Annotated in this window: 22 protein-coding genes; 1 reads left to right on the forward strand and 21 read right to left on the reverse strand. The window is 60.5% G+C overall.

The window, feature by feature from the left end; genetic code table 11:
- Nucleotides 1–60 precede the first annotated feature (60 nt).
- From rpoS to AACY42_RS02835, 8 genes are all read right to left on the reverse strand, one after another.
- Nucleotides 61–1068 (reverse strand): RNA polymerase sigma factor RpoS, encoded by a 1008-nt coding sequence (gene rpoS / locus AACY42_RS02800; protein WP_003198289.1) that lies wholly within the window; start codon nucleotides 1066–1068, stop codon nucleotides 61–63.
- Between the two features lie 106 nt (nucleotides 1069–1174).
- Entirely contained in the window at nucleotides 1175–2020 is an 846-nt protein-coding gene (locus AACY42_RS02805; RefSeq protein WP_339476223.1) for a peptidoglycan DD-metalloendopeptidase family protein, read from the reverse strand.
- A 211-nt stretch (nucleotides 2021–2231) separates the two neighbouring features.
- Nucleotides 2232–2867: a protein-L-isoaspartate(D-aspartate) O-methyltransferase gene (locus AACY42_RS02810; protein ID WP_170862085.1), complete on the reverse strand. Its 636-nt coding sequence runs from the start codon at nucleotides 2865–2867 to the stop codon at nucleotides 2232–2234.
- A gap of 41 nt (nucleotides 2868–2908) precedes the next feature.
- A complete protein-coding gene (gene surE, locus AACY42_RS02815; protein ID WP_339476225.1) occupies nucleotides 2909–3658 on the reverse strand; it encodes a 5'/3'-nucleotidase SurE in 750 nt (249 codons plus the stop codon).
- Nucleotides 3646–4704 carry a tRNA pseudouridine(13) synthase TruD gene (gene truD, locus AACY42_RS02820; protein WP_339476228.1) on the reverse strand — a complete coding sequence of 353 codons (1059 nt, stop codon included), beginning with the start codon at nucleotides 4702–4704 and terminating at the stop codon, nucleotides 3646–3648. The genes surE and truD overlap by 13 nt, the downstream gene beginning before the upstream one ends.
- The gene (gene ispF / locus AACY42_RS02825) at nucleotides 4701–5174 is read right to left on the reverse strand and encodes a 2-C-methyl-D-erythritol 2,4-cyclodiphosphate synthase (protein WP_063322748.1); all 474 of its coding nucleotides are present in this window, start codon (nucleotides 5172–5174) and stop codon (nucleotides 4701–4703) included. The genes truD and ispF overlap by 4 nt, the downstream gene beginning before the upstream one ends.
- 43 nt (nucleotides 5175–5217) lie before the next feature.
- Nucleotides 5218–6063 carry an S-formylglutathione hydrolase gene (fghA, locus tag AACY42_RS02830; protein WP_339476231.1) on the reverse strand — a complete coding sequence of 282 codons (846 nt, stop codon included), beginning with the start codon at nucleotides 6061–6063 and terminating at the stop codon, nucleotides 5218–5220.
- 8 nt (nucleotides 6064–6071) lie between these two features.
- Complete coding sequence (locus AACY42_RS02835; RefSeq protein ID WP_058542189.1) at nucleotides 6072–7184, reverse strand: S-(hydroxymethyl)glutathione dehydrogenase/class III alcohol dehydrogenase; 1113 nt, start codon at nucleotides 7182–7184, stop codon at nucleotides 6072–6074.
- 107 nt (nucleotides 7185–7291) lie between these two features.
- Here AACY42_RS02835 and AACY42_RS02840 point away from each other — a divergent pair, with 107 nt between their 5' ends.
- Nucleotides 7292–8188, forward strand: coding sequence for a LysR substrate-binding domain-containing protein (locus AACY42_RS02840; protein ID WP_230152137.1), 897 nt, complete (start codon nucleotides 7292–7294; stop codon nucleotides 8186–8188).
- 81 nt (nucleotides 8189–8269) lie between these two features.
- Here the strand turns inward: AACY42_RS02840 and ispD are convergent, their stop codons facing one another.
- The 13 genes from ispD to lpxD all read right to left on the reverse strand — a co-directional run bounded on the left by ispD (nucleotide 8270) and on the right by lpxD (nucleotide 24085).
- Nucleotides 8270–8977, reverse strand: a complete 708-nt coding sequence (gene ispD, locus AACY42_RS02845) for a 2-C-methyl-D-erythritol 4-phosphate cytidylyltransferase (RefSeq protein WP_339476239.1) — start codon at nucleotides 8975–8977, stop codon at nucleotides 8270–8272.
- Entirely contained in the window at nucleotides 8974–9252 is a 279-nt protein-coding gene (ftsB, locus tag AACY42_RS02850) for a cell division protein FtsB (protein WP_003184873.1), read from the reverse strand. Before ftsB ends, ispD begins: the two co-directional genes overlap by 4 nt.
- 171 nt (nucleotides 9253–9423) lie before the next feature.
- Nucleotides 9424–10713, reverse strand: a complete 1290-nt coding sequence (eno, locus tag AACY42_RS02855; protein ID WP_339476243.1) for a phosphopyruvate hydratase — start codon at nucleotides 10711–10713, stop codon at nucleotides 9424–9426.
- A gap of 161 nt (nucleotides 10714–10874) precedes the next feature.
- Nucleotides 10875–11720 carry a 3-deoxy-8-phosphooctulonate synthase gene (gene kdsA, locus AACY42_RS02860; protein WP_339476245.1) on the reverse strand — a complete coding sequence of 282 codons (846 nt, stop codon included), beginning with the start codon at nucleotides 11718–11720 and terminating at the stop codon, nucleotides 10875–10877.
- Between the two features lie 4 nt (nucleotides 11721–11724).
- Nucleotides 11725–13356: a CTP synthase gene (locus AACY42_RS02865; RefSeq protein WP_339476247.1), complete on the reverse strand. Its 1632-nt coding sequence runs from the start codon at nucleotides 13354–13356 to the stop codon at nucleotides 11725–11727.
- A gap of 274 nt (nucleotides 13357–13630) precedes the next feature.
- Nucleotides 13631–14956: a tRNA lysidine(34) synthetase TilS gene (gene tilS, locus AACY42_RS02870; protein WP_339476250.1), complete on the reverse strand. Its 1326-nt coding sequence runs from the start codon at nucleotides 14954–14956 to the stop codon at nucleotides 13631–13633.
- Between the two features lie 150 nt (nucleotides 14957–15106).
- Nucleotides 15107–16054 (reverse strand): acetyl-CoA carboxylase carboxyltransferase subunit alpha, encoded by a 948-nt coding sequence (locus AACY42_RS02875; RefSeq protein ID WP_339476252.1) that lies wholly within the window; start codon nucleotides 16052–16054, stop codon nucleotides 15107–15109.
- 149 nt (nucleotides 16055–16203) lie between these two features.
- The gene (dnaE, locus tag AACY42_RS02880; RefSeq protein WP_339476255.1) at nucleotides 16204–19725 is read right to left on the reverse strand and encodes a DNA polymerase III subunit alpha; all 3522 of its coding nucleotides are present in this window, start codon (nucleotides 19723–19725) and stop codon (nucleotides 16204–16206) included.
- A 211-nt stretch (nucleotides 19726–19936) separates the two neighbouring features.
- Nucleotides 19937–20581 carry a ribonuclease HII gene (gene rnhB / locus AACY42_RS02885; RefSeq protein ID WP_057451690.1) on the reverse strand — a complete coding sequence of 215 codons (645 nt, stop codon included), beginning with the start codon at nucleotides 20579–20581 and terminating at the stop codon, nucleotides 19937–19939.
- On the reverse strand, nucleotides 20578–21708 hold the full coding sequence (gene lpxB / locus AACY42_RS02890) for a lipid-A-disaccharide synthase (RefSeq protein ID WP_339476261.1): 1131 nt from the start codon (nucleotides 21706–21708) through the stop codon (nucleotides 20578–20580). Before lpxB ends, rnhB begins: the two co-directional genes overlap by 4 nt.
- Nucleotides 21709–21710: 2 nt before the next feature.
- Nucleotides 21711–22487: an acyl-ACP--UDP-N-acetylglucosamine O-acyltransferase gene (lpxA, locus tag AACY42_RS02895; protein WP_339476263.1), complete on the reverse strand. Its 777-nt coding sequence runs from the start codon at nucleotides 22485–22487 to the stop codon at nucleotides 21711–21713.
- On the reverse strand, nucleotides 22484–22924 hold the full coding sequence (gene fabZ / locus AACY42_RS02900; protein ID WP_339476265.1) for a 3-hydroxyacyl-ACP dehydratase FabZ: 441 nt from the start codon (nucleotides 22922–22924) through the stop codon (nucleotides 22484–22486). Before fabZ ends, lpxA begins: the two co-directional genes overlap by 4 nt.
- 105 nt (nucleotides 22925–23029) lie before the next feature.
- Nucleotides 23030–24085, reverse strand: a complete 1056-nt coding sequence (lpxD, locus tag AACY42_RS02905; protein ID WP_339476271.1) for a UDP-3-O-(3-hydroxymyristoyl)glucosamine N-acyltransferase — start codon at nucleotides 24083–24085, stop codon at nucleotides 23030–23032.
- Nucleotide 24086 lies beyond the last annotated feature (1 nt).

Below are 24086 nucleotides of genomic sequence, written 5' to 3' on the forward strand. Positions count from 1 at the left end.
TTTTTCCAAGTGGACAGCATCACAACCAGTCAGGGCGTTTCTGCTGCACTTGCCTTGGTATTATTGAAACAACGACTCGCTCGACAAGCCGTTCTTCTCCAGGATCTCCCGCAGACGCTTGAGACCTTCAACCTGGATCTGCCTCACCCGCTCACGGGTCAAACCAATCTCCAGGCCTACATCTTCAAGCGTGCTGCTTTCATGACCGCGCAAGCCGAAGCGGCGAATCACCACTTCCCGCTGCTTGTCCGTAAGCTCCGAAAGCCACTGATCGATGCTCTGGGACAAGTCATCGTCCTGGAGCAACTCGCACGGATCGGTCGGACGATCGTCGGTCAGGGTATCCAGCAGGGTCTTATCCGAGTCCGGCCCCAGCGAGACGTCCACCGAAGAGACCCGCTCATTGAGCCCAAGCATGCGCTTGACCTCACCCACCGGTTTTTCCAACAGGTTGGCGATTTCTTCGGGTGAAGGTTCATGGTCGAGTTTCTGGGTCAACTCACGGGCAGCCCGCAGGTAGACGTTCAACTCCTTGACCACATGAATCGGCAACCGGATGGTCCGGGTCTGATTCATGATCGCCCGTTCGATGGTCTGGCGGATCCACCAAGTGGCGTAGGTCGAGAAACGGAAGCCTCGTTCGGGGTCGAATTTCTCGACGGCGCGAATCAGGCCCAGGTTACCCTCTTCGATCAGGTCCAGCAGCGAAAGCCCGCGATTGACGTAGCGTCGGGCGATTTTCACCACCAGGCGCAGGTTGCTTTCAATCATGCGTTTTCGACCGGCTGGGTCGCCACTTTGCGACAGTCGCGCAAAATGAACTTCTTCCTCAGGGGAGAGCAGTGGCGAGAAACCAATTTCGTTGAGGTACAGCTGAGTGGCGTCCAGCGCCCGGGTGTAATCGATGTACTTATGTTGTTTAAGCGAAGCGGAGTGTTTGGATTTGGCACGAACGGAAGGTGGAGTCGCCCCTTCATCATTCGACATCGAATCCATAGCGATGCCGGTCTCCATAAGGAGAACCTCATCGTCGATGTCAAACTCCGGCACTTCTTTACTGAGAGCCATTGTTATAGTCCTTTGGTGAGTTCGACCTCAAGCTCAAGCGACGCCTTTATCCTTGGCAACGCTGGAGCCTGTCCCCTCTACGTGACGGAACAGGCTGACAATCAAATCAACGCCGTGGCAGGAATTGCAGCGGATCGACTGGTTTACCTTGTCGGCGAATCTCAAAATGCAGTTTCACCCGGTCTGTTCCCGTTGATCCCATTTCGGCAATTGTCTGTCCGACTTTGACCTGCTGCCCCTCCCGAACCAACAGCCTGCGGTTGTGACCGTAGGCACTGACGTAGGTATCGCTGTGTTTGATGATCACGAGTTCGCCGTAGCCCCTCAAACCACTCCCGGCGTACACAACCGTACCATCAGACGCGGCTAAAACAGGCTGTCCCAAATCCCCGGCGATATCAATTCCTTTATTCAAACTACCGTTTGAAGAGAATTTTCCAATGAGAACGCCACTAGAAGGCCATCCCCAGCCCTTCGGGGCGGGGCCTGCGGGAGGCATCGGCGCAGGGGCCGGTTTGTTCGCGACGGACGGCACTGTCGCCGTCCCAGCCTGCGCCGGCCGGCGAATGACCGTGGTTTTGCTCGATGAAGAAGGCGTCGAACCCGACTGCGTCACCACCGCGGTAGGCGTTGAACCGCTACGGCCATCGAAGCGAATCGCCTGACCGGGGTGAATCGTATAAGGCGCAGGAATTTTGTTGCGCGCCGCGAGGGCTTTGTAGTCCCAGCCGTAGCGAAAAGCGATGGAAAACAGCGTATCGCCGCGACGGACTACATATTGGCCGGTCGTTACTGTAGGACGTTGAGGTGTTGCATTGTTGCGATCGACGACCCGGACATTACCCGACGGTGTACTGGAACATCCGACCAGCAAAGTGCTCAAGACAAGGCCAGTCACCAGGCGCTGAAAGCTCGTGATACCCATACGCTGCGCAATGACTGTGAGACTCACCCGCCGCTCCCTTTGTGGTGGCTGAAAAATTGGAAACTGCCTGTCCAGGCAGAACTCATATAAATATAGCTGGCAACCACTGCGCCTCTATTAATGAAGCGCAATGTGTCGCCGCACACGTTTGCTCGACGCCGTTGGACTCTGTTCAACAAATCGGTGCCGCTGTAAGACACAGGCCAGGCCACGGAATTCAGCGTCTGTTTATAGATGCTCAGGCCAACGGTCCATTGAGTAACGGCACGAACCGCACCGCCCCCAGGACGTGTCGCGAAAAACCGTGCTCTTCGCGCACAATCAGCATCAGTTGCTGGACTTCACCGGCACCCACCGGAATGACCAGTCGTCCACCGGGAGCAAGTTGATCCAACAGGGCCTGGGGTACATCGGTGGCCACCGCGGTCACGATGATGCCGTTGTACGGCGCCAGGGCCGGCCACCCCTCCCAGCCATCTCCCCAGCGAAACACTACGTTGCGCAGGTTCAACTCGACCAGGCGTTCCTTGGCGCGATCCTGCAGTACCTTGATCCGCTCTACGGAAAATACCCGCTCGACCAGTTGCGACAACACCGCCGTCTGGTAACCCGAGCCGGTACCGATCTCCATCACCTTGTCCAGCGGCCCCGCCTCCAGCAGTAACTCGCTCATGCGGGCCACCATGTACGGCTGGGAAATGGTCTGGTTGTGGCCGATCGGCAACGCCGTGTCTTCATAGGCGCGATGGGCCAGGGCTTCATCGACGAACAGATGGCGCGGCGTGCGGCGAATCACCTCCAACACCTGGGCGTTGGACAGGCCTTCTTCGTAAAGTCGCTGGATCAGTCGTTCACGGGTGCGCTGGGAGGTCATGCCGATTCCGCGGCGCAGCATATCGTCTTGCTCACGAGCCATCAGCGCAGCCCCTCCAGCCAGCCATCGAGATTCCGAAAGGCGTCGTTGAAGGTACGGTCCAACTGCAACGGCGTGATCGAGACATAACCTTGCATCACCGCATGGAAATCAGTGCCCGGCCCGCCGTCTTCGGCATCACCGGCGGCGGCGATCCAGTAACCGGCCTTGCCGCGCGGGTCGACGACATGCATCGGCTTGGCGGCGCGGGCACGGTGGCCCAGGCGAGTGAGCTGGATGCCACGGATGTGATCGAGCGGCAGGTTGGGGATATTCACGTTCAGCACCGTGCGTGGCGGCAGGTCCAGTTCGCCGTGGGCTTCGACCAGTTTACGGGCGAAGTAGGCGGCGGTCGGCAAGTTATCGACTTGCCGTGAAACAAACGAAAAGGCAAACGATGGCTTTTCCAGGAAGCGACCTTCCAGGGCGGCGGCAACCGTGCCGGAATACAACACGTCGTCCCCCAGGTTGGCGCCCAGGTTGATTCCCGACACCACCATGTCCGGCTCACGCTCCAGCAAGCCATTGAGGCCCAGGTGCACGCAATCGGTCGGGGTGCCGTTGAGGCTGATGAAACCGTTATCCAGATAGCAGGGGTGCAACGGACGGTCGAGCGTCAGCGAGCTGCTGGCGCCGCTTTTGTCCTGGTCCGGGGCGATGACCACGCACTCGGCATAATCCGCCAGCGCAGCATAAAGCGCGGCAAGACCGGGGGCAGTCACCCCGTCGTCGTTAGAAATCAGAATACGCATGGGCTGTCCGTCTGCCCCACCGGCACCAGATCGACGAGTTCGCGCACCAAGACAGTGGCGAAACATCCGGCCGGCAGGACGAATTCCAGTTGCAGAATGTCCAGCGAGGGATAATGCCACGACAGCCCGCCAATGGGCAGTCGCAGGATGCGACGTTCGTGACTCATTCCCGCGTTTATCAACCAGTCCCGCAGATCGGCCTCGCCCGCGGCGGTGGCTTGTTCCAGTTCGAACGTCGCGCCAGCGGCAGGCGAAGGTCCCTCGCCCCACTGCGGCCCGGTCGGGTGCACGTCGAGAATGGCCAGCCGCGGGTCGCTGCATTCAGCCTCGCCGGCCGGGAAAAAACTGCGGCTGTCGGTGAAGGCGAGCAAATCCCCAACCTGGGCCTTCTGCCAGGTACCGTCGGCGACCCGCGCCGCCAGCACCCGGTTGAACAGAAAGCTGCGGGCGGTGGACAACAGCCGCGAGCGCACATTGCGCTGTTCCGGCAACGCCTTGCGCGCCGCCCAGGCACGGGCATCGACGACATTGCCGCCATCATGGCCAAAGCGCTGGGCACCAAAATAGTTGGGGATGCCCTGGCGGACAATCTGTTGCAGGCGCGCATCGATCGCCGCCGTATCGCCCTTGAATTGGGTCAGGCGCAAGGTAAAGCCATTGGCCGAGTGCGCGCCGCGTTGCAGCTTGCGCCTGTGGCGTGCAGTCTTGAGGATCTTCAGCGTGTCGTTCTCTGCCGCCGACAGGTCCGGATCGGCCTTGCCCGGCAACTGGACGCTGAACCACTGGCGGGTCAGGGCCTGACGGTCCTTGAGCCCGGCATAGCTGACGGTGCGCAACGACACGCCGGCAGCCTTGGCGATTCGCCGGGCGGCCTCTTCGGTGTTCAAATCACGTTTTTCAACCCAGATCCACAGGTGCTCACCATCGCCGGTCAACGGGATGTCGAGCACTTCGTCGACCTGGAAATCTTCGGCGCTGGCCTTGAGTACCGCACTGCCCAGCGACTCGCCGTAGGCCCGTGGCCCCAACAGTTCCAGTTCAGTCATGGGCGCAGCAACAAGGCAACGGAGTGGACGGCAATGCCTTCTTCGCGACCGACGAAACCCAGCTTTTCGGTGGTGGTGGCTTTCACGTTCACTTGGTCCAACTCAACTTGAAGATCCTCGGCAATCAGTTGGCGCATCGCTTCGATGTGCGGCGCCATCTTAGGGGCCTGGGCAACGATGGTGTTATCGACATTGCCGACTTTCCAGCCCTTGGCGTGGATCAGCGAGACCACATGACGCAGCAGCGCGCGGCTGTCGGCGCCCTTGAATTGCGGGTCGGTGTCGGGGAAGTGCTTGCCGATGTCACCCAGGGCAGCCGCGCCGAGCAGTGCATCGCTCAAGGCATGCAGCAGGACATCACCGTCAGAATGCGCGAGCAGCCCGAAGCCGTGTGCGATCCGCACGCCGCCCAGAGTAATGAAGTCGCCTTCAGCGAAACGGTGAACATCGTAGCCGTGGCCAATACGCATAAAAAAACGCCCCGATTTTTGTCAGGGCGTGATTCTACCTGCATTAGGCGTTTAGAGCGCGTGCATGATGCCGTAAGTGGTCATCAATGAAGCTGGCGATGAAGAAATAGCTGTGGTCGTAGCCCGGTTGCAGGCGCAGTTCCAACGGATGGTCGGCCGCCTTGGTCGCCTGTTGCAAGGCTTCGGGCTTGAGCTGGTTGGCCAGGAAATCATCGCGATCGCCCTGGTCCACCAGCAGTGGCAACTTCTCCTGCGCCTCGGCAATCAATGCACAGGCATCCCATTCCCGCCATTTCGAGCGGTCTTCCCCCAGGTAACGAGAAAAAGCCTTTTGCCCCCATGGGCAATCCATCGGATTGTTGATCGGCGAAAAGGCCGACACCGAACGGTAACGCCCCGGGTTGCGCAAGGCGCAGACCAGCGCGCCATGGCCGCCCATGGAATGACCACTGATACCGCGCCTGTCCGAAGCCGGGAAATGCGCTTCGACCAGTGTGGGCAATTCCTGCACCACGTAGTCATGCATCCGATAGTGCCGTGCCCATGGGTCCTGCGTGGCGTTCAGATAAAACCCCGCCCCCAGGCCGAAGTCCCAGGCACCGTCCGGATCGTCCGGCACGTCGGCGCCACGGGGACTGGTGTCCGGCGCAACGATGATCAGGCCCAGCTCGGCAGCCATGCGCTGGGCACCGGCCTTTTGCATGAAGTTCTCGTCGCTGCAGGTCAGCCCGGACAACCAATACAGCACAGGCAACTTGCCGCCCTGCTCGGCTTGCGGTGGCAGGTACACGGCAAACACCATGTCACAACCGAGCACGTCGGAACGGTGCCGGTAACGTTTGTGCCAGCCGCCGAAGCTTTTCTGGCAGGAGATGTTTTCCAGACTCATGACCGACCTCAGAAATGGATAACGGTGCGGATGCTCTTACCTTCATGCATCAGGTCGAACGCCTTGTTGATATCTTCCAGGCCCATGGTATGGGTGATGAAGGTATCCAGCGGAATTTCGCCCTTCTCGGCCATTTCCACGTAGCTTGGCAATTCGCTGCGACCGCGCACACCACCAAAGGCCGAACCGCGCCAGACGCGCCCGGTTACCAACTGGAAGGGACGGGTGGCGATTTCCTGGCCGGCACCGGCCACGCCGATGATCACCGACTCACCCCAACCTTTGTGGCAGCACTCCAGCGCAGCACGCATCAACTGGACATTGCCGATGCACTCGAAGGAAAAGTCCACACCGCCGTCGGTCATATCCACGATGACTTCCTGGATCGGGCGGTCGAAGTCTTTCGGGTTGACGCAATCGGTGGCACCCAGTTGCTTGGCGATTTCGAACTTGGCCGGGTTGATGTCGATAGCAATGATGCGCGAAGCCTTGGCCTTCACCGCGCCAATCACCGCCGACAGGCCGATGCCGCCCAGGCCGAAGATCGCCACGGTGTCACCCGGCTTGACCTTGGCGGTGTTGAGTACCGCGCCGATGCCGGTGGTGACGCCGCAACCCAGCAGGCAGACTTTTTCCAGCGGGGCTTCTTTTTGAATCTTCGCGACGGAGATTTCCGGCAGCACGGTGTACTCAGAGAACGTCGAGGTGCCCATGTAGTGGAAAATCGTCTCGCCCTTGTAGGAGAAGCGCGAAGTGCCATCTGGCATCAGGCCTTTGCCCTGGGTGGCGCGAATCGCCTGACAGAGGTTGGTCTTGCCCGACTTACAGAATTTGCACTGGCCGCACTCTGGCGTGTACAGCGGGATCACATGGTCCCCCACCGCGACCGAGGTAACGCCTTCGCCGATGGCTTCGACAATGGCGCCGCCTTCATGACCGAGGATCGACGGGAAGATCCCTTCCGGATCGGCGCCCGACAAGGTGTAGGCGTCGGTGTGGCAGACACCGGAAGCCACCACGCGCAACAGCACTTCGCCCGCCTTGGGCATGGCGACGTCGACTTCAACGATTTCCAGGGGTTTCTTGGCCTCGAAGGCAACGGCAGCGCGCGACTTGATCATCCGGACTCTCCAGTAAATAAAAACAAGACCGGGAGTGTAATCCTCTACCGGACGATGAATAATCCAACCAAAAGCAAAACATTATTGCTGTATAGGGATAATCCTTCATGTCCGACAACCGCTGGGAAGGCATCGACGAGTTCGTCGCCGTGGCCGAATGCAGTCAATTCACCGCCGCCGCTGAACGTCTTGGGGTTTCGTCTTCCCACATCAGCCGACAAATCGTACGGCTTGAAGAGCGCTTGCAGACACGTTTGCTCTACCGCAGTACCCGGCGGGTCACCCTGACCGAAGCCGGCCAGACATTTTTGCAGCATTGCCAACGCCTGCAGGACGGGCGTGAGGAAGCCCTGCGGGCGGTAGGCGATCTCACCAGCGAACCCAAGGGCATGCTGCGCATGACCTGCGCCGTGGCCTATGGCGAACGGTTTATCGTGCCCCTGGTAACGCGGTTCATGGGGTTGTACCCGCAGTTGCGGGTAGACATCGAACTGAGCAACCGCCCTCTGGATCTGGTGCACGAAAGCCTGGACCTGGCAATTCGCCTGGGTCGCTTGCAGGACTCCCGCCTGGTCGCTACGCGCCTGGCACCACGGCGCATGTACCTGTGCGCGTCGCCCTCTTACCTGGAACGCTACGGGCGGCCCCATAGCTTGTCGGAACTGAGCCGCCACAATTGCTTGATCGGCAGCTCCGACATCTGGCAATTGGAACAGAACGGGCGGGAATTTTCCCAACGGGTGCAGGGAAACTGGCGCTGCAACAGCGGGCAAGCGGTGCTCGATGCGGCGCTGCAAGGGGTGGGGTTGTGCCAACTGCCGGATTATTACGTGCTGGAGCATTTGCACAGTGGTGCATTGATCTCGCTGCTGGAGGCCCATCAGCCACCGAATACGGCGGTGTGGGCGCTGTATCCACAGCAGCGGCATCTGTCACCGAAAGTGCGCAAGTTGGTGGATTACTTGAAGGAAGGGTTGGCTGGGCGACCGGAGTATCGGGGGTAACACTGATTTTTATGTTGCTTGAGCGATTGCTATCGCGGGCAGACTCGCGATGGCGACTCAGAAGACGCCTCCACTTCTCGCTTAATGCCGATTCGCCCAGCGCTGCCGCAACCACTCCAGGTCTTCCGGCCGGGTGACCTTGATGTTATCGGCCCGCCCCTCGATCAGCCGCGGCGCCTGCCCCGCCCATTCCATGGCGGACGCTTCATCGGTAATCACCGCATCGGCAACCAGGCTGTCGGCCAAGGCCCGATGCAAGGCGCCGAGTCGGAACATCTGCGGCGTGTAGGCTTGCCAGATCACGCTGCGATCAACGGTCTCCAGCACCCGACCCTGTTTGTCGACACGCTTGAGGGTGTCACGCGCCGGGACGGCCAGCAGGCCGCCGACCGGATCGGTCGCCAACTCGCTCAGCAGCGTGTCCAGATCGTCCCGGGCCAGGTTAGGCCGGGCGGCGTCGTGTACCAGCACCCAGTCGTGATCGTCGGCGCCTTGCTCGTGCAGGTGTAGCAAGGCATTGAGCACTGAATCCGAACGCTGCTCGCCACCGTCGACGCGCTGGATGCGTGTGTCGCTGGCACAGGCCAGGGTCGGCCAGTAAGGATCATCGTGTGCAAGGCTGACCACCACGCCCTTGACGGTGGGATGGTCGAGGAAACAGCCAAGGCTGTGTTCAAGAATTGTGCATGCGCCCAACTGCAAGTATTGCTTGGGACGGTCCGCGGCCATACGAGCGCCAACGCCCGCGGCAGGAATCACGACCCAGAAGGCCGGCAAACGAATACTCATTGAGCCAACTGGTAGAGGGTTTCGCCCTCCTTGACCATGCCCAGTTCATGTCGAGCCCGCTCTTCAACGGTCTCCATACCTTTTTTCAGCTCTGTCACTTCGGCGTCCATCACCCGATTACGCTCCAGCAGCGCCTCGTTTTCGGCGTGTTGGTCGGCAATTTGCTGAGTCAGGTCGGCCACTTGCGCCAAGCTGCCATTGCCCACCCACAAGCGGTACTGCAGACCGGCCAGCAACAGGAGCAAGACAAGAAACAACCAATTGGGACTGCGCATCGAATATCAGGTTTCCAGTGAAAAAAGACCGCCATGCCAAACTTTGAAGCGTCTGATAGCACGAAGCCTGGAAAACCCAGGCTTGTGCTTGATAAGGCATCAGATTAGAGGCAAAACCGCCGCCATGGCGCCTTTTGCGACCTAATCCGCTGTCTTTTTACCATTTACCGCTTAACCGCGAAACTCGGCGCGACCGTTGTACTTGGCCTTGCCATTCAATTGCTCTTCGATACGCAGCAGTTGGTTGTACTTGGAAACGCGGTCGGAACGGCACAGCGAACCGGTCTTGATCTGGCCTGCCGCAGTGCCCACGGCCAGGTCGGCAATGGTCGAGTCTTCGGTTTCGCCGGAGCGGTGGGAGATCACGGCGGTGTAGCCGGCAGCCTTGGCCATCTGGATGGCTTCCAGGGTTTCGGTGAGGGTGCCGATCTGGTTGAACTTGATCAGGATCGAGTTGGCGATCTTCTTGTCGATGCCTTCTTTCAGGATCTTGGTATTGGTCACGAACAGGTCGTCACCCACCAACTGGGTTTTCTCGCCGATCTTGTCGGTGAGGATTTTCCAGCCGGCCCAGTCGGACTCGTCCAGGCCGTCTTCGATGGAGATGATCGGATAGCGTTCGGTCAGGCCCTTGAGGTAGTCGGCGAAACCTTCCGCGGTGAACACCTGGCCTTCGCCGGACAGGTTGTACTTGCCGTCTTCGTAGAATTCACTGGCGGCGCAGTCCAGGGCCAGGGTCACGTCGGTGCCCAGCTTGTAGCCCGCGCTGGCCACGGCCTCGGAGATCACTTTCAGCGCGTCTTCGTTGGACGCCAGGTTCGGTGCGAAACCGCCTTCGTCGCCAACCGCGGTGCTCAGGCCACGGGCTTTGAGCACAGCCTTGAGGTGATGGAAAATCTCGGTGCCCATGCGCAGGCCTTCGGAGAAGGTCTTGGCGCCAACCGGCTGCACCATGAATTCCTGGATGTCGACATTGTTATCGGCATGCTCGCCGCCGTTGATGATGTTCATCATCGGCACCGGCATCGAATAGACACCCGGGGTACCGTTGAGGTTGGCGATGTGGGCGTACAGCGGCAGGTCCTGGTCCTGGGCAGCGGCCTTGGCAGCGGCCAGGGACACGGCGAGGATTGCGTTGGCGCCCAGGGTGGCTTTGTTTTCGGTACCGTCGAGCTTGATCATCGCGTGATCGAGGGCTTTCTGGTCGGCAGGATCCTTGCCCAGCAACAGGTCACGGATCGGACCGTTGATGTTGGCGACGGCTTTGAGCACGCCCTTGCCCAGGTAACGGCTCTTGTCGCCATCACGCAGCTCCAGCGCTTCGCGCGAGCCAGTGGAAGCACCGGACGGCGCGCAGGCGCTGCCGATGATACCGTTGTCAAGCAGCACGTCCGCTTCAACAGTGGGGTTGCCACGGGAGTCGAGAACTTCACGACCTTTGATGTCGACGATTTTTGCCATTGTTGTAAACACTCCAAAGTTGACGTAAACGCTGTGGGAGCACGGCTCGCCGGCGATGGGCCCTCAAGGACGCCATCGCTGGCAAGCCATACTCCCACAAGAGCAGTGCGGCCAGCGGGCCAGAGCGATAATCGAGCGGTACTTTACCGGAGAAAACCGCGTTACGCGGTTTCTATTGTCGGAAAACTCTTGACCAGCTCGTCCAACGCCTTGAGCTGAGACAGGAAGGGTTCCAGCTTGTTCAAACGCAAGGCACACGGACCATCGCACTTGGCGTTGTCTGGATCAGGATGGGCCTCGAGGAACAGACCGGCCAGGGACTGGCTCATGCCCGCCTTGGCCAGATCAGTGACCTGGGCACGACGACCGCCGGCGGAGTCTGTGCGACCGCCCGGCATCTGCAAGGCGTGCGTCACATCGAAGAGCACCGGGTATTCAAACTGCTTCATGATGCCGAAGCCGAGCATGTCGACCACCAGGTTGTTGTAGCCGAAGCTTGAACCACGCTCGCAGAGGATCAACTGGTCATTACCGGCCTCTTCGCACTTGCTCAGGATGTGTTTCATCTCCTGGGGCGCGAGGAACTGGGCTTTCTTGATGTTGATCACCGCGCCGGTCTTGGCCATTGCAACCACCAGGTCGGTCTGACGCGACAGGAAGGCCGGCAACTGGATGACGTCGCAGACCTCGGCGGCGACTGCGGCCTGGGCAGGCTCGTGGACGTCGGTGATGATCGGCACGCCAAAGGCTTGCTTGATGTCCTGGAAGATCCGCATGCCTTCTTCCAGGCCCGGGCCACGGTAGGACGTCACGGACGAGCGATTGGCCTTGTCGAAGCTGGCCTTGAAGACATAGGGGATACCCAGTTTCTGGGTGACCTTCACGTACTCTTCGCAGATCTGCATCGCCATGTCACGGCTTTCCAGCACGTTCATGCCGCCAAACAGCACCATGGGCTTGTCGTTGGCAACCTCGATGTCGCCGACGCGGATGATCTTCTGGGCCATCGTCTTATGCCTTTTTCTGGTGTTGAGTCAAAGCGGCTTTCACGAAACCGCTGAACAACGGATGACCGTCCCGTGGCGTCGAGGTGAACTCGGGGTGGAACTGGCAGGCGACGAACCATGGGTGATCCGGGGCCTCGACCACTTCGACCAGTGCGCCGTCACCGGAACGACCGGAGATTTTCAGGCCCGCTTCGATCAACTGTGGCAGCAGGTTGTTGTTCACTTCGTAGCGATGACGGTGACGCTCGACGATCACATCCTTGGCGTAGCAATCGTGCACCTTGGAGCCGGCGTCCAGCAGGCACTCCTGGGCACCGAGACGCATGGTGCCGCCCAAGTCCGAACTTTCGGTGCGCACTTCCACGGCACCGGTGGCATCTTCCCACTCGGTGATCAGGCCCACGACCGGATGGCCACTGGCGCGATCGAACTCGGTGGAGTTGGCGTCTTTCCAGCCCAGCACGTTACGGGCGAACTCGATGACCGCCACTTGCATGCCCAGGCAGATACCCAGGTAAGGCACCTTGTTTTCGCGAGCGTATTGCACGGCAGTGATCTTGCCTTCCACGCCCCGCAGGCCAAAGCCGCCCGGCACGAGGATCGCATCGGCGCCTTCGAGCAGGCCGGTGCCCTGGTTCTCGATGTCTTCGGAATCGATGTAGCGCAGGTTGACCTTGGTACGGTTGCTGATGCCGGCGTGACTCATCGCCTCGATCAGCGACTTGTAGGCATCCAGCAGTTCCATGTACTTGCCAACCATGGCGATGGTGACTTCGTGCTCCGGGTTGAGCTTGGCATCGACCACCGCTTCCCATTCGGACAGGTCGGCGCTGGCACACTGCAGGCCGAAGCGCTCGACGACGAAGTCGTCCAGGCCCTGGGAGTGCAGGATGCCCGGGATCTTGTAGATAGTGTCGGCGTCTTCGAGGCCGATGACCGCGCGCTCTTCAACGTTGGTGAACTGGGCGATCTTGCGACGCGACGAGATGTCGATCGGGTGATCGGAGCGGCAGATCAGCACGTCAGGCTGCAGGCCGATGGAACGCAGCTCCTTGACCGAGTGCTGGGTAGGCTTGGTCTTGGTTTCGCCGGCCGTGGCGATGTACGGTACCAGTGTCAGGTGCATCAGCATCGCGCGCTTGGCGCCGATTTCAAAACGCAACTGGCGGATGGCTTCCAGGAACGGCTGGGACTCGATGTCGCCCACGGTACCGCCGATTTCGACCATCGCCACGTCGGCATCGCCAGCACCCTTGATGATGCGGCGCTTGATTTCGTCGGTGATGTGCGGGATGACCTGGATGGTCGCGCCCAGGTAGTCACCACGACGTTCCTTGCGCAGCACGTGTTCGTAGACACGGCCGGTGGTGAAGTTGTTGTTCTGGGTCATGGTCGTGCGGATGAACCGCTCGTAGTGGCCCAGGTCCAGGTCGGTCTCGGCGCCGTCGTGGGTGACGAACACTTCACCGTGCTGGAACGGGCTCATGGTGCCCGGGTCAACGTTGATGTACGGGTCCAGCTTGAGCATGGTGACCTTAAGTCCCCGCGCCTCCAGGATGGCCGCCAATGAAGCCGAGGCAATGCCTTTCCCCAATGAAGAAACAACACCGCCCGTGACGAATATGTAGCGCGTCATGAAAAACCCTAGAAGTCTGCGTTAAAGCGGTCCGAGCCGCCGGGGAAAGCGAAGGAAGGCCGAAGCCCCCGATCACCTGCATTAATCACAGTGCACCTTTCAAAAAAACCGCCGCGTTGGGACAGACCGGAAGTGAAATCACCGGTACGTTGCTCGCTACACATTTTTTGGAATCGCCCAGCAAAGACTGCTTGGTAATCGGCAACTCCTGCAATTCAGGCGAATCCACAGAAGTTGTATCAAGAAGGGAGCGTAGTCTACCGGAAAGCCCCTTTCAGCTCAAATCCAGATCTTGGCTTCCTGGCGTCCAGATCAATTGCCAACTGCCATCAGCCTGTGCATCGAGCCCGGCAAGGTTGGCCACCGCCAGCAATTGCTCGCCCTGGTAGAGCAGCGGCAATCGGCCGCGAACGAACGCCGGCACGCCCTTTTCATTGAGCAAACGCTTGAGGTCACGGTGACCACGCCCCGCTAACGCCAGCACCTCGCCGCCTTGACGATAGCGCACACTAAGCGGCCCCGCAGGCGGTGTGCCGTCGAGCACCACCCGGCCATTGCCCGGCAAGCGCTGCGCAACCGCCGGATCTGCCCAGTCGACGCTGCCTGGCAACGAACATAGCCAGTGGTCGGATAACCACCAGACCCGCCCCGCGGCGCGGTGCAGCTCGCCACCGGCCAGGCGCCAGATCGGCCGGGCGTCGTCGGCGGCATCGCGCAACGAGTCCCAGCCCGACCAGTGATCGGTGTCGGGCAGCAGGGTCAGTGGTGCCAGCCAGTGGCTCAAGGCGTTGCGCTGACGGGCCGGCGACAACGCCCGCAAAGGCGCCAGCGCCAGGGATTGCAGTCCGAGCCAGTCGAACGCACCCGCAGTCGCGGCCTGGGCCAGGTCGATTCGCGCCAGATCGTCCAGCAGACCTTGGGCCTCCCCCATGTGCGCAGCGCTGCGAGCCAGGGTCACCGAAGCTTGGGGCCACTGCTCGGCCAGCACTGGAAAAACCCGCTGGCGCAGGTAATTGCGCGCGTACCGTTGGTCGTCGTTGGACGGGTCTTCGATCCAGCTCAAGCCTTGTTGCCTCGCATAAGCCTCCAGCTCCGCCCGGGACACATCGAGTAACGGCCGCAGCAAATGCCCCTGACCCAAAGGACGCTGCCGCGGCATCGCCGCCAACCCCTTCACCCCCGCCCCCCTTAGCAGACGAAACAGCAGGGTTTCAGCCTGGTCATCGCGATGCTGGGCAGTGAGCAGCACTTCGTTGCCGTGGATCGCCGCGACAAAGGCCGCGTAACGCGCCTCCCGGGCGGCACGCTCGACACTGGCACCGGGGCGCACTTGCACAGTCACCACATCCAGCGGCACGCCCAGAGCCGCGCAGACCGAGCGGCAATGGCCCGGCCACGCCTCAGCCACAGCCTGGAGGCCGTGATGCACATGGATAGCACTCAGTGCGGGCAAGGGTTGGCGTTGCGAAAGCGTCGCCAGCAGGTGCAGCAGGACGGTGGAGTCGAGGCCGCCGGAGAAGGCGATGCGCCAGGTGGCGGCGTTGCGCCAGGGAATGAGTTGAGTAAGCAGGCGGCTTGGCAGATCGTTGCTTGGGTTCATGGGTTTCAGCCTTGGCACAAATCAAATGTGGGAGCGGGCTTGCTCTCGAAGGCGGTGAATCAGTCAACACATGGGTTGAATGTTAAACCGCTTTCGCGAGCAAGCCCGCTCCCACATTGGCTCCCCACAACTGCTGGAAGCTTGGTCAGATCAGAGGCCGTAGCTCATCAAGCGCTCGTAGCGACGAGCCAGCAGCGCTTCGTTGTCGAACTTCTTGAGCATCGACAACTGCGAGCTCAGCTCGGCACGAATCAGCGCCGCCGCTGCAGCCGGGTCACGGTGAGCGCCGCCGACTGGCTCGTTGATCACTTTGTCGACGATGCCCAGGCCTTTGAGACGCTCGGCGGTAATACCCATGGCCTCAGCGGCATCCGGCGCCTTCTCGGCAGTTTTCCACAGGATCGAGGCGCAGCCTTCCGGCGAGATCACCGCATAGGTGGAATATTGCAGCATGTTCAAGTGGTCGCAGACACCGATGGCCAACGCACCGCCGGAACCACCTTCGCCGATTACGGTGGCGATGATCGGGGTTTTCAAGCGCGCCATGACGCGCAGGTTCCAGGCAATCGCTTCGCTCTGGTTGCGCTCTTCGGCGTCGATGCCCGGGTAGGCGCCCGGTGTGTCGATGAAGGTCAGGATCGGCATCTTGAAGCGCTCGGCCATTTCCATCAGGCGGCACGCCTTGCGGTAGCCTTCCGGACGCGGCATGCCGAAGTTGCGGCGCACCTTCTCGCGCACTTCGCGGCCTTTCTGATGGCCGATAACCATCACCGGTTGGTCGTCCAGGCGGGCGACACCGCCGACGATCGCGGCGTCGTCGGAGAAGTGACGGTCGCCATGTAGCTCATCGAACTCGGTGAAGATGTGGTCGATGTAGTCCAGGGTATAAGGACGACGTGGATGACGCGCCAGGCGGGCAATCTGCCAGCTGGTCAGCTTGCCGAAGATGTCTTCGGTCAGCGTGCGGCTTTTGTCCTGCAGACGAGAGATTTCATCGCCGATATTCAGCGAATTGTCATTACCGACCAAGCGCAACTCTTCGATCTTGGCTTGCAGGTCGGCGATCGGCTGTTCGAAATCTAGAAAATTCGGGTTCATAGGCGTCCGTCTTGGGTCGACGTCCAAAAGAGCTTGGGCCGGCCGGTTGTCTATTCGCGCCTACCTTAAGGGAGAGGCGCGTTCAGGTCGAGATTAAAAATTCAGGTCGAGATCAGGGGTATTCCGGTTTCAGGAATGGCCCCTGGCCGTCAACGGTATTGGAGGAAGACGTTGTCTTTGCCGAACTGGTCACGCAAGGCTTGAATCAACGCATCCGCCGGATCGATCCGCCAGCCTTCGCCGAACTGCAGCACAGCCTTGGCATCGGGGCGTACATACTCCATGGTGATCGGGCAGGCACCGCGATGGCGCTTGAACAATTCGCCCAACCAGCGTAGCTGATCGCCCTTGAGATCCTGGGTCTGCAACTTCAGGCGCAGGCTTTCAGCCAGGTTGGTACGGGCATCTTCCATGCTCATCACCCGTTTGACCCGCAGCCGCAGGCCACCGGAAAAATCATCGTTGCTGACCTCGCCTTCCACCACCACCATCGCATCGGTCTGCAACAGCGCCTGCGCCGAGTGGAACGCATCGGCGAACAATGAGGCCTCGATGCGCCCGGAGCGGTCGTCGAGGGTGATGAAGCCCATCTTGTCGCCCTTTTTGTTCTTCATCACCCGCAGGGCGATGATCATGCCGGCGACGGTTTGCGTGTCGCGCGCAGGCTTGAGGTCGATGATGCGCTGACGGGCGAAACGGCGGATCTCGCCTTCGTATTCGTCGATCGGGTGACCAGTGAGGTACAGGCCCAAGGTGTCTTTCTCACCCTTGAGGCGCTCCTTGAGGGTCAGCTCCTTGGCCTTGCGATGGTTGCCGTAGACATCGGCGTCTTCTTCGACGAACAACCCGCCAAACAAGTCGGCGTGGCCGCTGTCGTGGGTGCGGGCGGTCTGCTCGGCAGCCTTGATCGCCTCCTCCATCGCCGCCAGCAACACCGCGCGGTTGCGGTCGATGTTGGCCTGGTAGGCCTTGGGCTCATCCTGGAAGTAAGGCCCCAGCCGGTCCAGGGCACCACTGCGGATCAAACCGTCGAGGGTGCGCTTGTTGATGCGCTTGAGGTCAACCCGAGCGCAGAAATCGAACAGGTCCTTGAACGGCCCGTCCTGGCGCGCTTCGGTGATGGCCTCCACCGGTCCCTCGCCCACGCCCTTGATCGCACCCAGGCCATAGATGATGCGGCCTTCGTCGTTCACCGTGAACTTGAACTCCGAAGTGTTCACATCCGGTGCGTCGAGGCGCAGCTTCATGGTCCGCACTTCTTCGATCAAGGTCACGACCTTGTCGGTGTTGTGCATATCCGCCGAAAGCACGGCGGCCATGAACGGCGCCGGGTAGTGCGCCTTCAGCCACGCGGTCTGGTACGACACCAGGCCGTAGGCGGCGGAGTGGGATTTGTTGAAACCGTAGCCGGCGAATTTTTCCACCAGGTCGAAAATGTTACCGGCCAGGTCAGGGTCGATGCCGTTGGTCGCGCACCCCTCAATGAAACCGCCGCGTTGCTTGGCCATTTCCTCGGGCTTCTTCTTACCCATCGCCCGACGCAGCATGTCCGCACCGCCGAGGGTATAACCGGCCATGACCTGGGCAATCTGCATCACCTGTTCCTGATACAGGATGATGCCATAGGTCGGTGCCAGCACCGGTTTCAAGCCTTCGTACTGATAATCCGAGTGCGGGTATGCCAGCTCGGCGCGGCCGTGCTTACGGTTGATGAAGTCATCCACCATGCCCGATTGCAGCGGACCCGGACGGAACAGGGCCACCAGTGCGATCAGGTCTTCCAGGCAGTCGGGCTTGAGCTTTTTGATCAGCTCCTTCATGCCCCGGGATTCAAGCTGGAACACCGCCGTGGTTTCGGCTTTTTGCAACAGGCTGTAGGTCGGCTTGTCATCCAGCGGGATGAAGGCAATGTCCAGCGGCTCTTCGCCGACCTTGGCCCGGTCGCGATTGATGGTTCTCAGCGCCCAGTCGATGATGGTCAGGGTCCGCAGACCAAGGAAGTCGAACTTCACCAGGCCCGCCGCCTCGACGTCATCCTTGTCGAACTGGGTCACCAGGCCGTCGCCTTCTTCGTCGCAATAAATCGGCGAGAAGTCAGTCAGTTTGGTCGGTGCGATCACCACGCCCCCGGCGTGCTTGCCGACGTTACGCACCACGCCTTCGAGCTTGCGGGCCATCTCCCAGATCTCTGCGGCTTCTTCGTCGACCTTGATGAAGTCCCGCAGAATCTCTTCCTGCTCGTAGGCTTTTTCCAGGGTCATGCCGACTTCGAACGGAATCATCTTCGACAGACGATCCGCCAAACCGTAGGACTTGCCCTGCACCCGCGCCACGTCGCGCACCACTGCCTTGGCGGCCATGGAACCGAAGGTGATGATCTGGCTCACGGCGTTGCGGCCATATTTCTCGGCCACGTAGTCGATCACCCGGTCGCGACCATCCATGCAGAAGTCGACGTCGAAGTCGGGCATGGAGACCCGTTCCGGGTTGAGGAAACGTTCGAACAGCAGGTCATATTCCAACGGGTCGAGGTCGGTGATCTTCTGCACATAGGCCACCAGCGACCCGGCACCCGACCCACGGCCAGGACCCACCGGCACGCCGTTGTTCTTGGCCCACTGGATAAAGTCCATCACGATCAGGAAGTAACCGGGAAAGCCCATCTGGATGATGATATCCAGCTCGAAATTCAACCGATCGACATAGACCTGGCGCTTGGCTTCGTAATCTTCGGTGGTGTCCTTGGGCAGCAGGACGCTGAGGCGCTCCTCGAGGCCGTCGAAGGACACCTTGCGGAAATACTCGTCGATGGTCATGCCATCGGGGATCGGGAAGTTGGGCAGGAAGTGTTTGCCCAGCTTCACTTCGATGTTGCAGCGCTTGGCGATCTCGACGGTGTTTTCCAGCGCCTCGGGCAGGTCGCTGAACAACTCGGCCATTTCCTCGGCGCTCTTGAGGTATTGCTGGTTGCTGTAGTTCTTCGACCGACGCGGATCGTCGAGGGCTCGGCCTTCACCGATACAGACGCGGGTTTCGTGGGCTTCGAAATCGTCCTGCTTGATGAACCGCACATCGTTGGTCGCCACCAGCGGCGCACCTATCTTGTCGGCCAGGGCCACGGCGGCATGCAGGTGCTCTTCGTCATTAGGACGATTAGTGCGCTGCACCTCGATGTAGAAGCGGTCAGGGAACACCGACATCCAGTCACGGGCCAGGGTCTCGGCTTCCTCGGGATTGCCACTGAGCAGGGCCAGGCCGATTTCACCCTCCTTGGCCGCCGACAGCATGATCAGCCCTTCACTGGCCTCGGCTACCCACTCGCGCTCGATGATGATCGAGCCGTTGCGCTGGCCATCGATAAAACCACGGGAGATCAGCTCAGTGAGGTTACGATAGCCCAGGGCGTTCATCACCAACAGGCTGATACGGCTCAGCGGTGCGTCCGGGTCCTTGTTCGACAGCCACAGGTCCGCGCCACAGATCGGCTTGATCCCGGCGCCCATGGCGGCCTTGTAGAACTTGACCAGCGAACACATGTTGTTCTGGTCGGTGACCGCCACGGCAGGCATGTTCATGCCCACCAGGGTCTTGACCAGGGGCTTGATCCGCACCAGACCGTCGACCAGGGAGTATTCAGTGTGCAGGCGTAGATGAACGAATGAAGCCGGCATAGTGATCCTGCGTTAAGTCATGAAAACAACAAGGCCCGGATTGTACCGGGCCGTGGGTAAAACATGTAGGAGCTGTCGAGCGAAGCGAGGCTGCGATCTTTCCACTGCCGATTGAGTCGAGAGTGAAAGATCAAGATCAAAAGATCGTCCGAACGCGGCCCGAGCCTTCGCCAGCTCCTACAGGGCACGGCAGGGCATCGCGACGCTTTCGCTAGATTCTTTCGATCAAGCCATCACGGGCTTCATAAGCCAGCCGCACCGGGGCGAACGAGCGCCGATGGATCGGCGTTGGCCCAAGGCGCGCCAGGGCCTCTAGATGAACGGGGGTCGGGTAACCCTTGTGGCCGCCGATGCCATAGCCCGGGTAAATCAATTCGAAGGCGGCCATTTCCCGGTCTCGACTGACCTTCGCCAGGATCGAGGCCGCCGCGATAGCCGGCACCTTGGCGTCGCCCTGGATCACCGCTTCGGCGCGCATCGACAGTTTCGGGCAGCGATTGCCATCGATCATCGCCAGTTTCGGCGTGATGTGCAGGCCCTGCACGGCACGCTGCATGGCGAGCATGGTGGCATGCAGGATATTGAGCTCATCGATTTCTTCGACTTCGGCCCGGGCGATGCACCAGCTCAGGGCTTTCTCGCAGATCTCGTCGTAAAGCTTTTCGCGACGGGCCTCAGTAAGTTTCTTCGAATCATTGAGGCCCAGGATCGGACGCTTCGGGTCGAGAATCACCGCCGCCGTCACCACCGCGCCGCACAACGGGCCGCGTCCCACTTCATCGACACCGGCCACCAACTCTTCCACTTCGGCGACCAGGTTGAAATCCAGGCCCATCTGTAGCTTTGAGTTGCTCATGGTTTTGCGCCAATCAGGGTCAATACCGCGTCAGCCGCCTGGTTGGAAGCATCACGCCGCAAGGTACGGTGGATTTCGTCAAAGCCCCGGGTCTGTTCCTCGCCGCCGTCGATCAAAGGCGACAGCGTGTTGGCCAGCGCCTCGGCGGTCGCCTCTTCCTGCAACAGCTCCGGCACCAACAAGCGCTGGGCCAACAGGTTCGGCAAGGACACGTAGGGGCTCTTGACCATGCGTTTGAGAATCCAGAACGTCAGCGGCGCCAGGCGATAGGCAACCACCATCGGGCGCTTATACAACAGCGCCTCAAGGGTTGCGGTGCCAGAGGCAATCAACACGGCATCGCAGGCCGCCAACGCTTCATGGGAACGGCCGTCGAGCAGCGTCACCGGCAAATCTCGGCCGACCAGCAACGCTTCCAACTGGGCGCGACGCTGCGCACTGGCACACGGCAGGACAAAACGTACACCGGGGCGCAGCGCCCGCAGGCGCTCGGCCGCGTCGAAAAACAAGCCGCCCAGGCGACTCACTTCGCCGCCTCGGCTGCCGGGCATCAAGGCCACCAGCGGCCCATCGGGCAGGCCCAACGCCTGGCGAGCCGCGTCGCGGTCGGCTTCCAGGGGAATGGTATCGGCCAGTGTGTGCCCGACAAACCGCACCGATACGCCCTTCTCTTCGTAGAACTTGGCCTCGAACGGCAGCAGGGTCAGCATCAGGTCGCAACCTTCGCGTATCTTCAGCACCCGCTTCTGCCGCCAGGCCCAGACCGACGGGCTGACGTAATGCACGGTCTTAATACCGGCCTGACGTAACTTGAGTTCGATATTGAGGGTGAAATCCGGCGCATCGATGCCGATGAACACATCCGGTTTTTCATTGATCAGGGTCTGGATCAGCTTCTTGCGCCGGGCCAGTAGCTCACGCAGGCGACCGAGCACTTCCACCAGCCCCATTACCGACAGGCGTTCCATCGGAAAATAGGACGTCAGGCCCTCGGCCTCCATCAACGGCCCGCCGACCCCAATGAATTCGACAGCGGGATGCTGCGCCTTGAGCGCACGCATCAGACCGGCGCCCAGAATGTCACCGGAAGCCTCTCCTGCCACCAGTGCAACACGCAAATTAGCCATGGTCAGCGAGTGATGCCGCGGGTCGAAGACTGGATGGAATCACGGAAGATCGCGACTTCCGGGTATTGCGCCGAAGCCTCGGCCAGTTCGGCGAGTGCCTGCTCGACTGTCAGGCCCTGGCGATACACGACTTTGTAGGCGCGACGCAGCGCCGTAATCGCCTCTTCGCTGAAACCACGACGACGCATGCCTTCGAAGTTCATGCTGCGGGCTTCGGCCGGGTTGCCGAACACTGTGACATAGGCAGGGACATCCTTGCCGATGGCAGTGCCCATGCCAGAGAAACTGTGGGCGCCAATATGGCAATACTGGTGCACCAGGGTGAACCCTGACAGGATCGCCCAATCATCCACGTGCACATGGCCGGCCAGCGCAGTGTTATTGACCAGGATGCAATGGTTGCCAATCACGCTGTCATGGCCGATGTGCGCATAGGCCATGACCAGGTTGTGGTTGCCCAGGGTCGTTTCGCAGCGATCCTGAACGGTGCCACGGTGAATCGTCACGCCTTCGCGGATCACGTTGTGATCGCCGATGACCAGACGGGTTTCTTCACCTTTGTACTTGAGATCGGGCGTGTCCTCGCCTACCGAAGAAAACTGGTAGATGCGATTGTGCCGACCAATCCGGGTCGGTCCCTTGAGAATTACGTGGGGACCGATCACCGTACCCTCGCCGATTTCCACACCTGCGCCGACAATCGACCACGGGCCGACCTCGACATCGGCGGCCAAAACGGCCGTCGGATCGATGATTGCGCGAGGGTCAATCAAACTCATAGTTTGCGTTCCGCGCAGATGATTTCAGCGGAGCAGACTGGCTTGCCATCGACCGAAGCCTGGCATTCGAACTTCCAGATCTGGCGCTTGCAACTGATGAACGTGGCCTCGAGGATCAACTGATCGCCCGGGGTGACCGGCTGGCGGAAACGCAGCTTGTCGGAACCGACAAAGTAATAGAGCGTGCCGTCGGCAGGCTTTACGTCGAGCATTTTGAAACCAAGGATTCCGGCAGCCTGAGCCATCGCCTCGATGATCAATACACCCGGCATGATTGGATGCGCGGGGAAGTGGCCATTGAAGAACGGCTCGTTGATGCTGACATTCTTGTAGGCACGAATGCGCTTGCCTTCAACGTCCAGGTCCACCACCCGATCCACCAGCAGGAACGGGTAACGGTGAGGCAGGTATTCGCGAATCTCGTTGATGTCCATCATTTCGGGGGGAAGCCTATGTAAAGATTGGGAGCGCACGAGTGACGCGCACTCCGCTAGCAAATCAAGATGCCCTAACGGCTGTGCATACTTGATATGGAAATGGTATCAGCCATCAGATGAAGCATTACCGCCAGGGGTCACGTCCCCTACACGCTTTTCCATCTGTTTCAGGCGCCGTGCGATGTCGTCGAGCTGGCGGATACGCGCCGCGCTCTTGCGCCATTCGGCTGCCGGCTGCATGGCCGTACCGGAAGAGTAGGCACCTGGCTCGGTAATCGAGTGGGTCACCATAGTCATTCCGGTCAGGAACACGTTGTCACAGATATCGATATGGCCCACCAGCCCCACACCACCGGCGAGCATGCAGTGCTTGCCGATCTTGGTGCTGCCAGAGATGCCCACGCAGGCGGCCATGGCGGTGTGATCACCAACCTGGACGTTGTGGGCGATCTGGATCTGGTTGTCGAGCTTGACGCCATTGCCAATGACCGTGTCGGCCAGGGCACCGCGGTCGATCGCGGTGTTGACGCCAATCTCCACGTCATCACCAATGGTGACGCCGCCGATCTGAGCAATTTTCTGCCAGATGCCTTTCTCGTTGGCAAAACCGAACCCTTCACCGCCCAGCACCGCGCCGGACTGAATCACCACCCGCTTGCCGATGCGCACATCGTGATACAGGGTGACCCGTGGTGCCAGCCAACCGCCTTCGCCGATCTCGCTGCGCGCGCCAATGACACAATGGGCACCCAGCGTGACGCCGGCACCGATACGGGCCGCACTTTCGATGACCACAAATGGGCCGACGCTGGCCGTGGGGTCAACCACGGCATCCGTCGCGATCACGGCGCTGGGGTGAATACCGGCAGCCGATTTTGGTTTGGGGTCGAACAGATGGGAGATACGAGCATACGCCAGGTACGGATCGGGCACGATCAGGGCATCGCCGGCAAACCCATCGGCATCAGCGGCCTTGAGCAACAGCGCGGTAGCCCGGCTGTCGGCCAGGTACTTGCGGTATTGAGGATTTGCCAGAAAGCTCAACTGAGCTGGGCCAGCCTCTTGCAAAGTGGCTAGCCCAGTAATTGCCTTCTCCGGGTCGCCACGCAGGGTGGCGCCGAGGAACTCGGCCAACTGGCCGAGCTTGATAGTCGCTGTCATG

It is taken from the genome of Pseudomonas sp. RL_5y_Pfl2_73 (assembly GCF_963970515.1).
In the GTDB taxonomy this organism is placed as follows: Bacteria; Pseudomonadota; Gammaproteobacteria; order Pseudomonadales; family Pseudomonadaceae; genus Aquipseudomonas.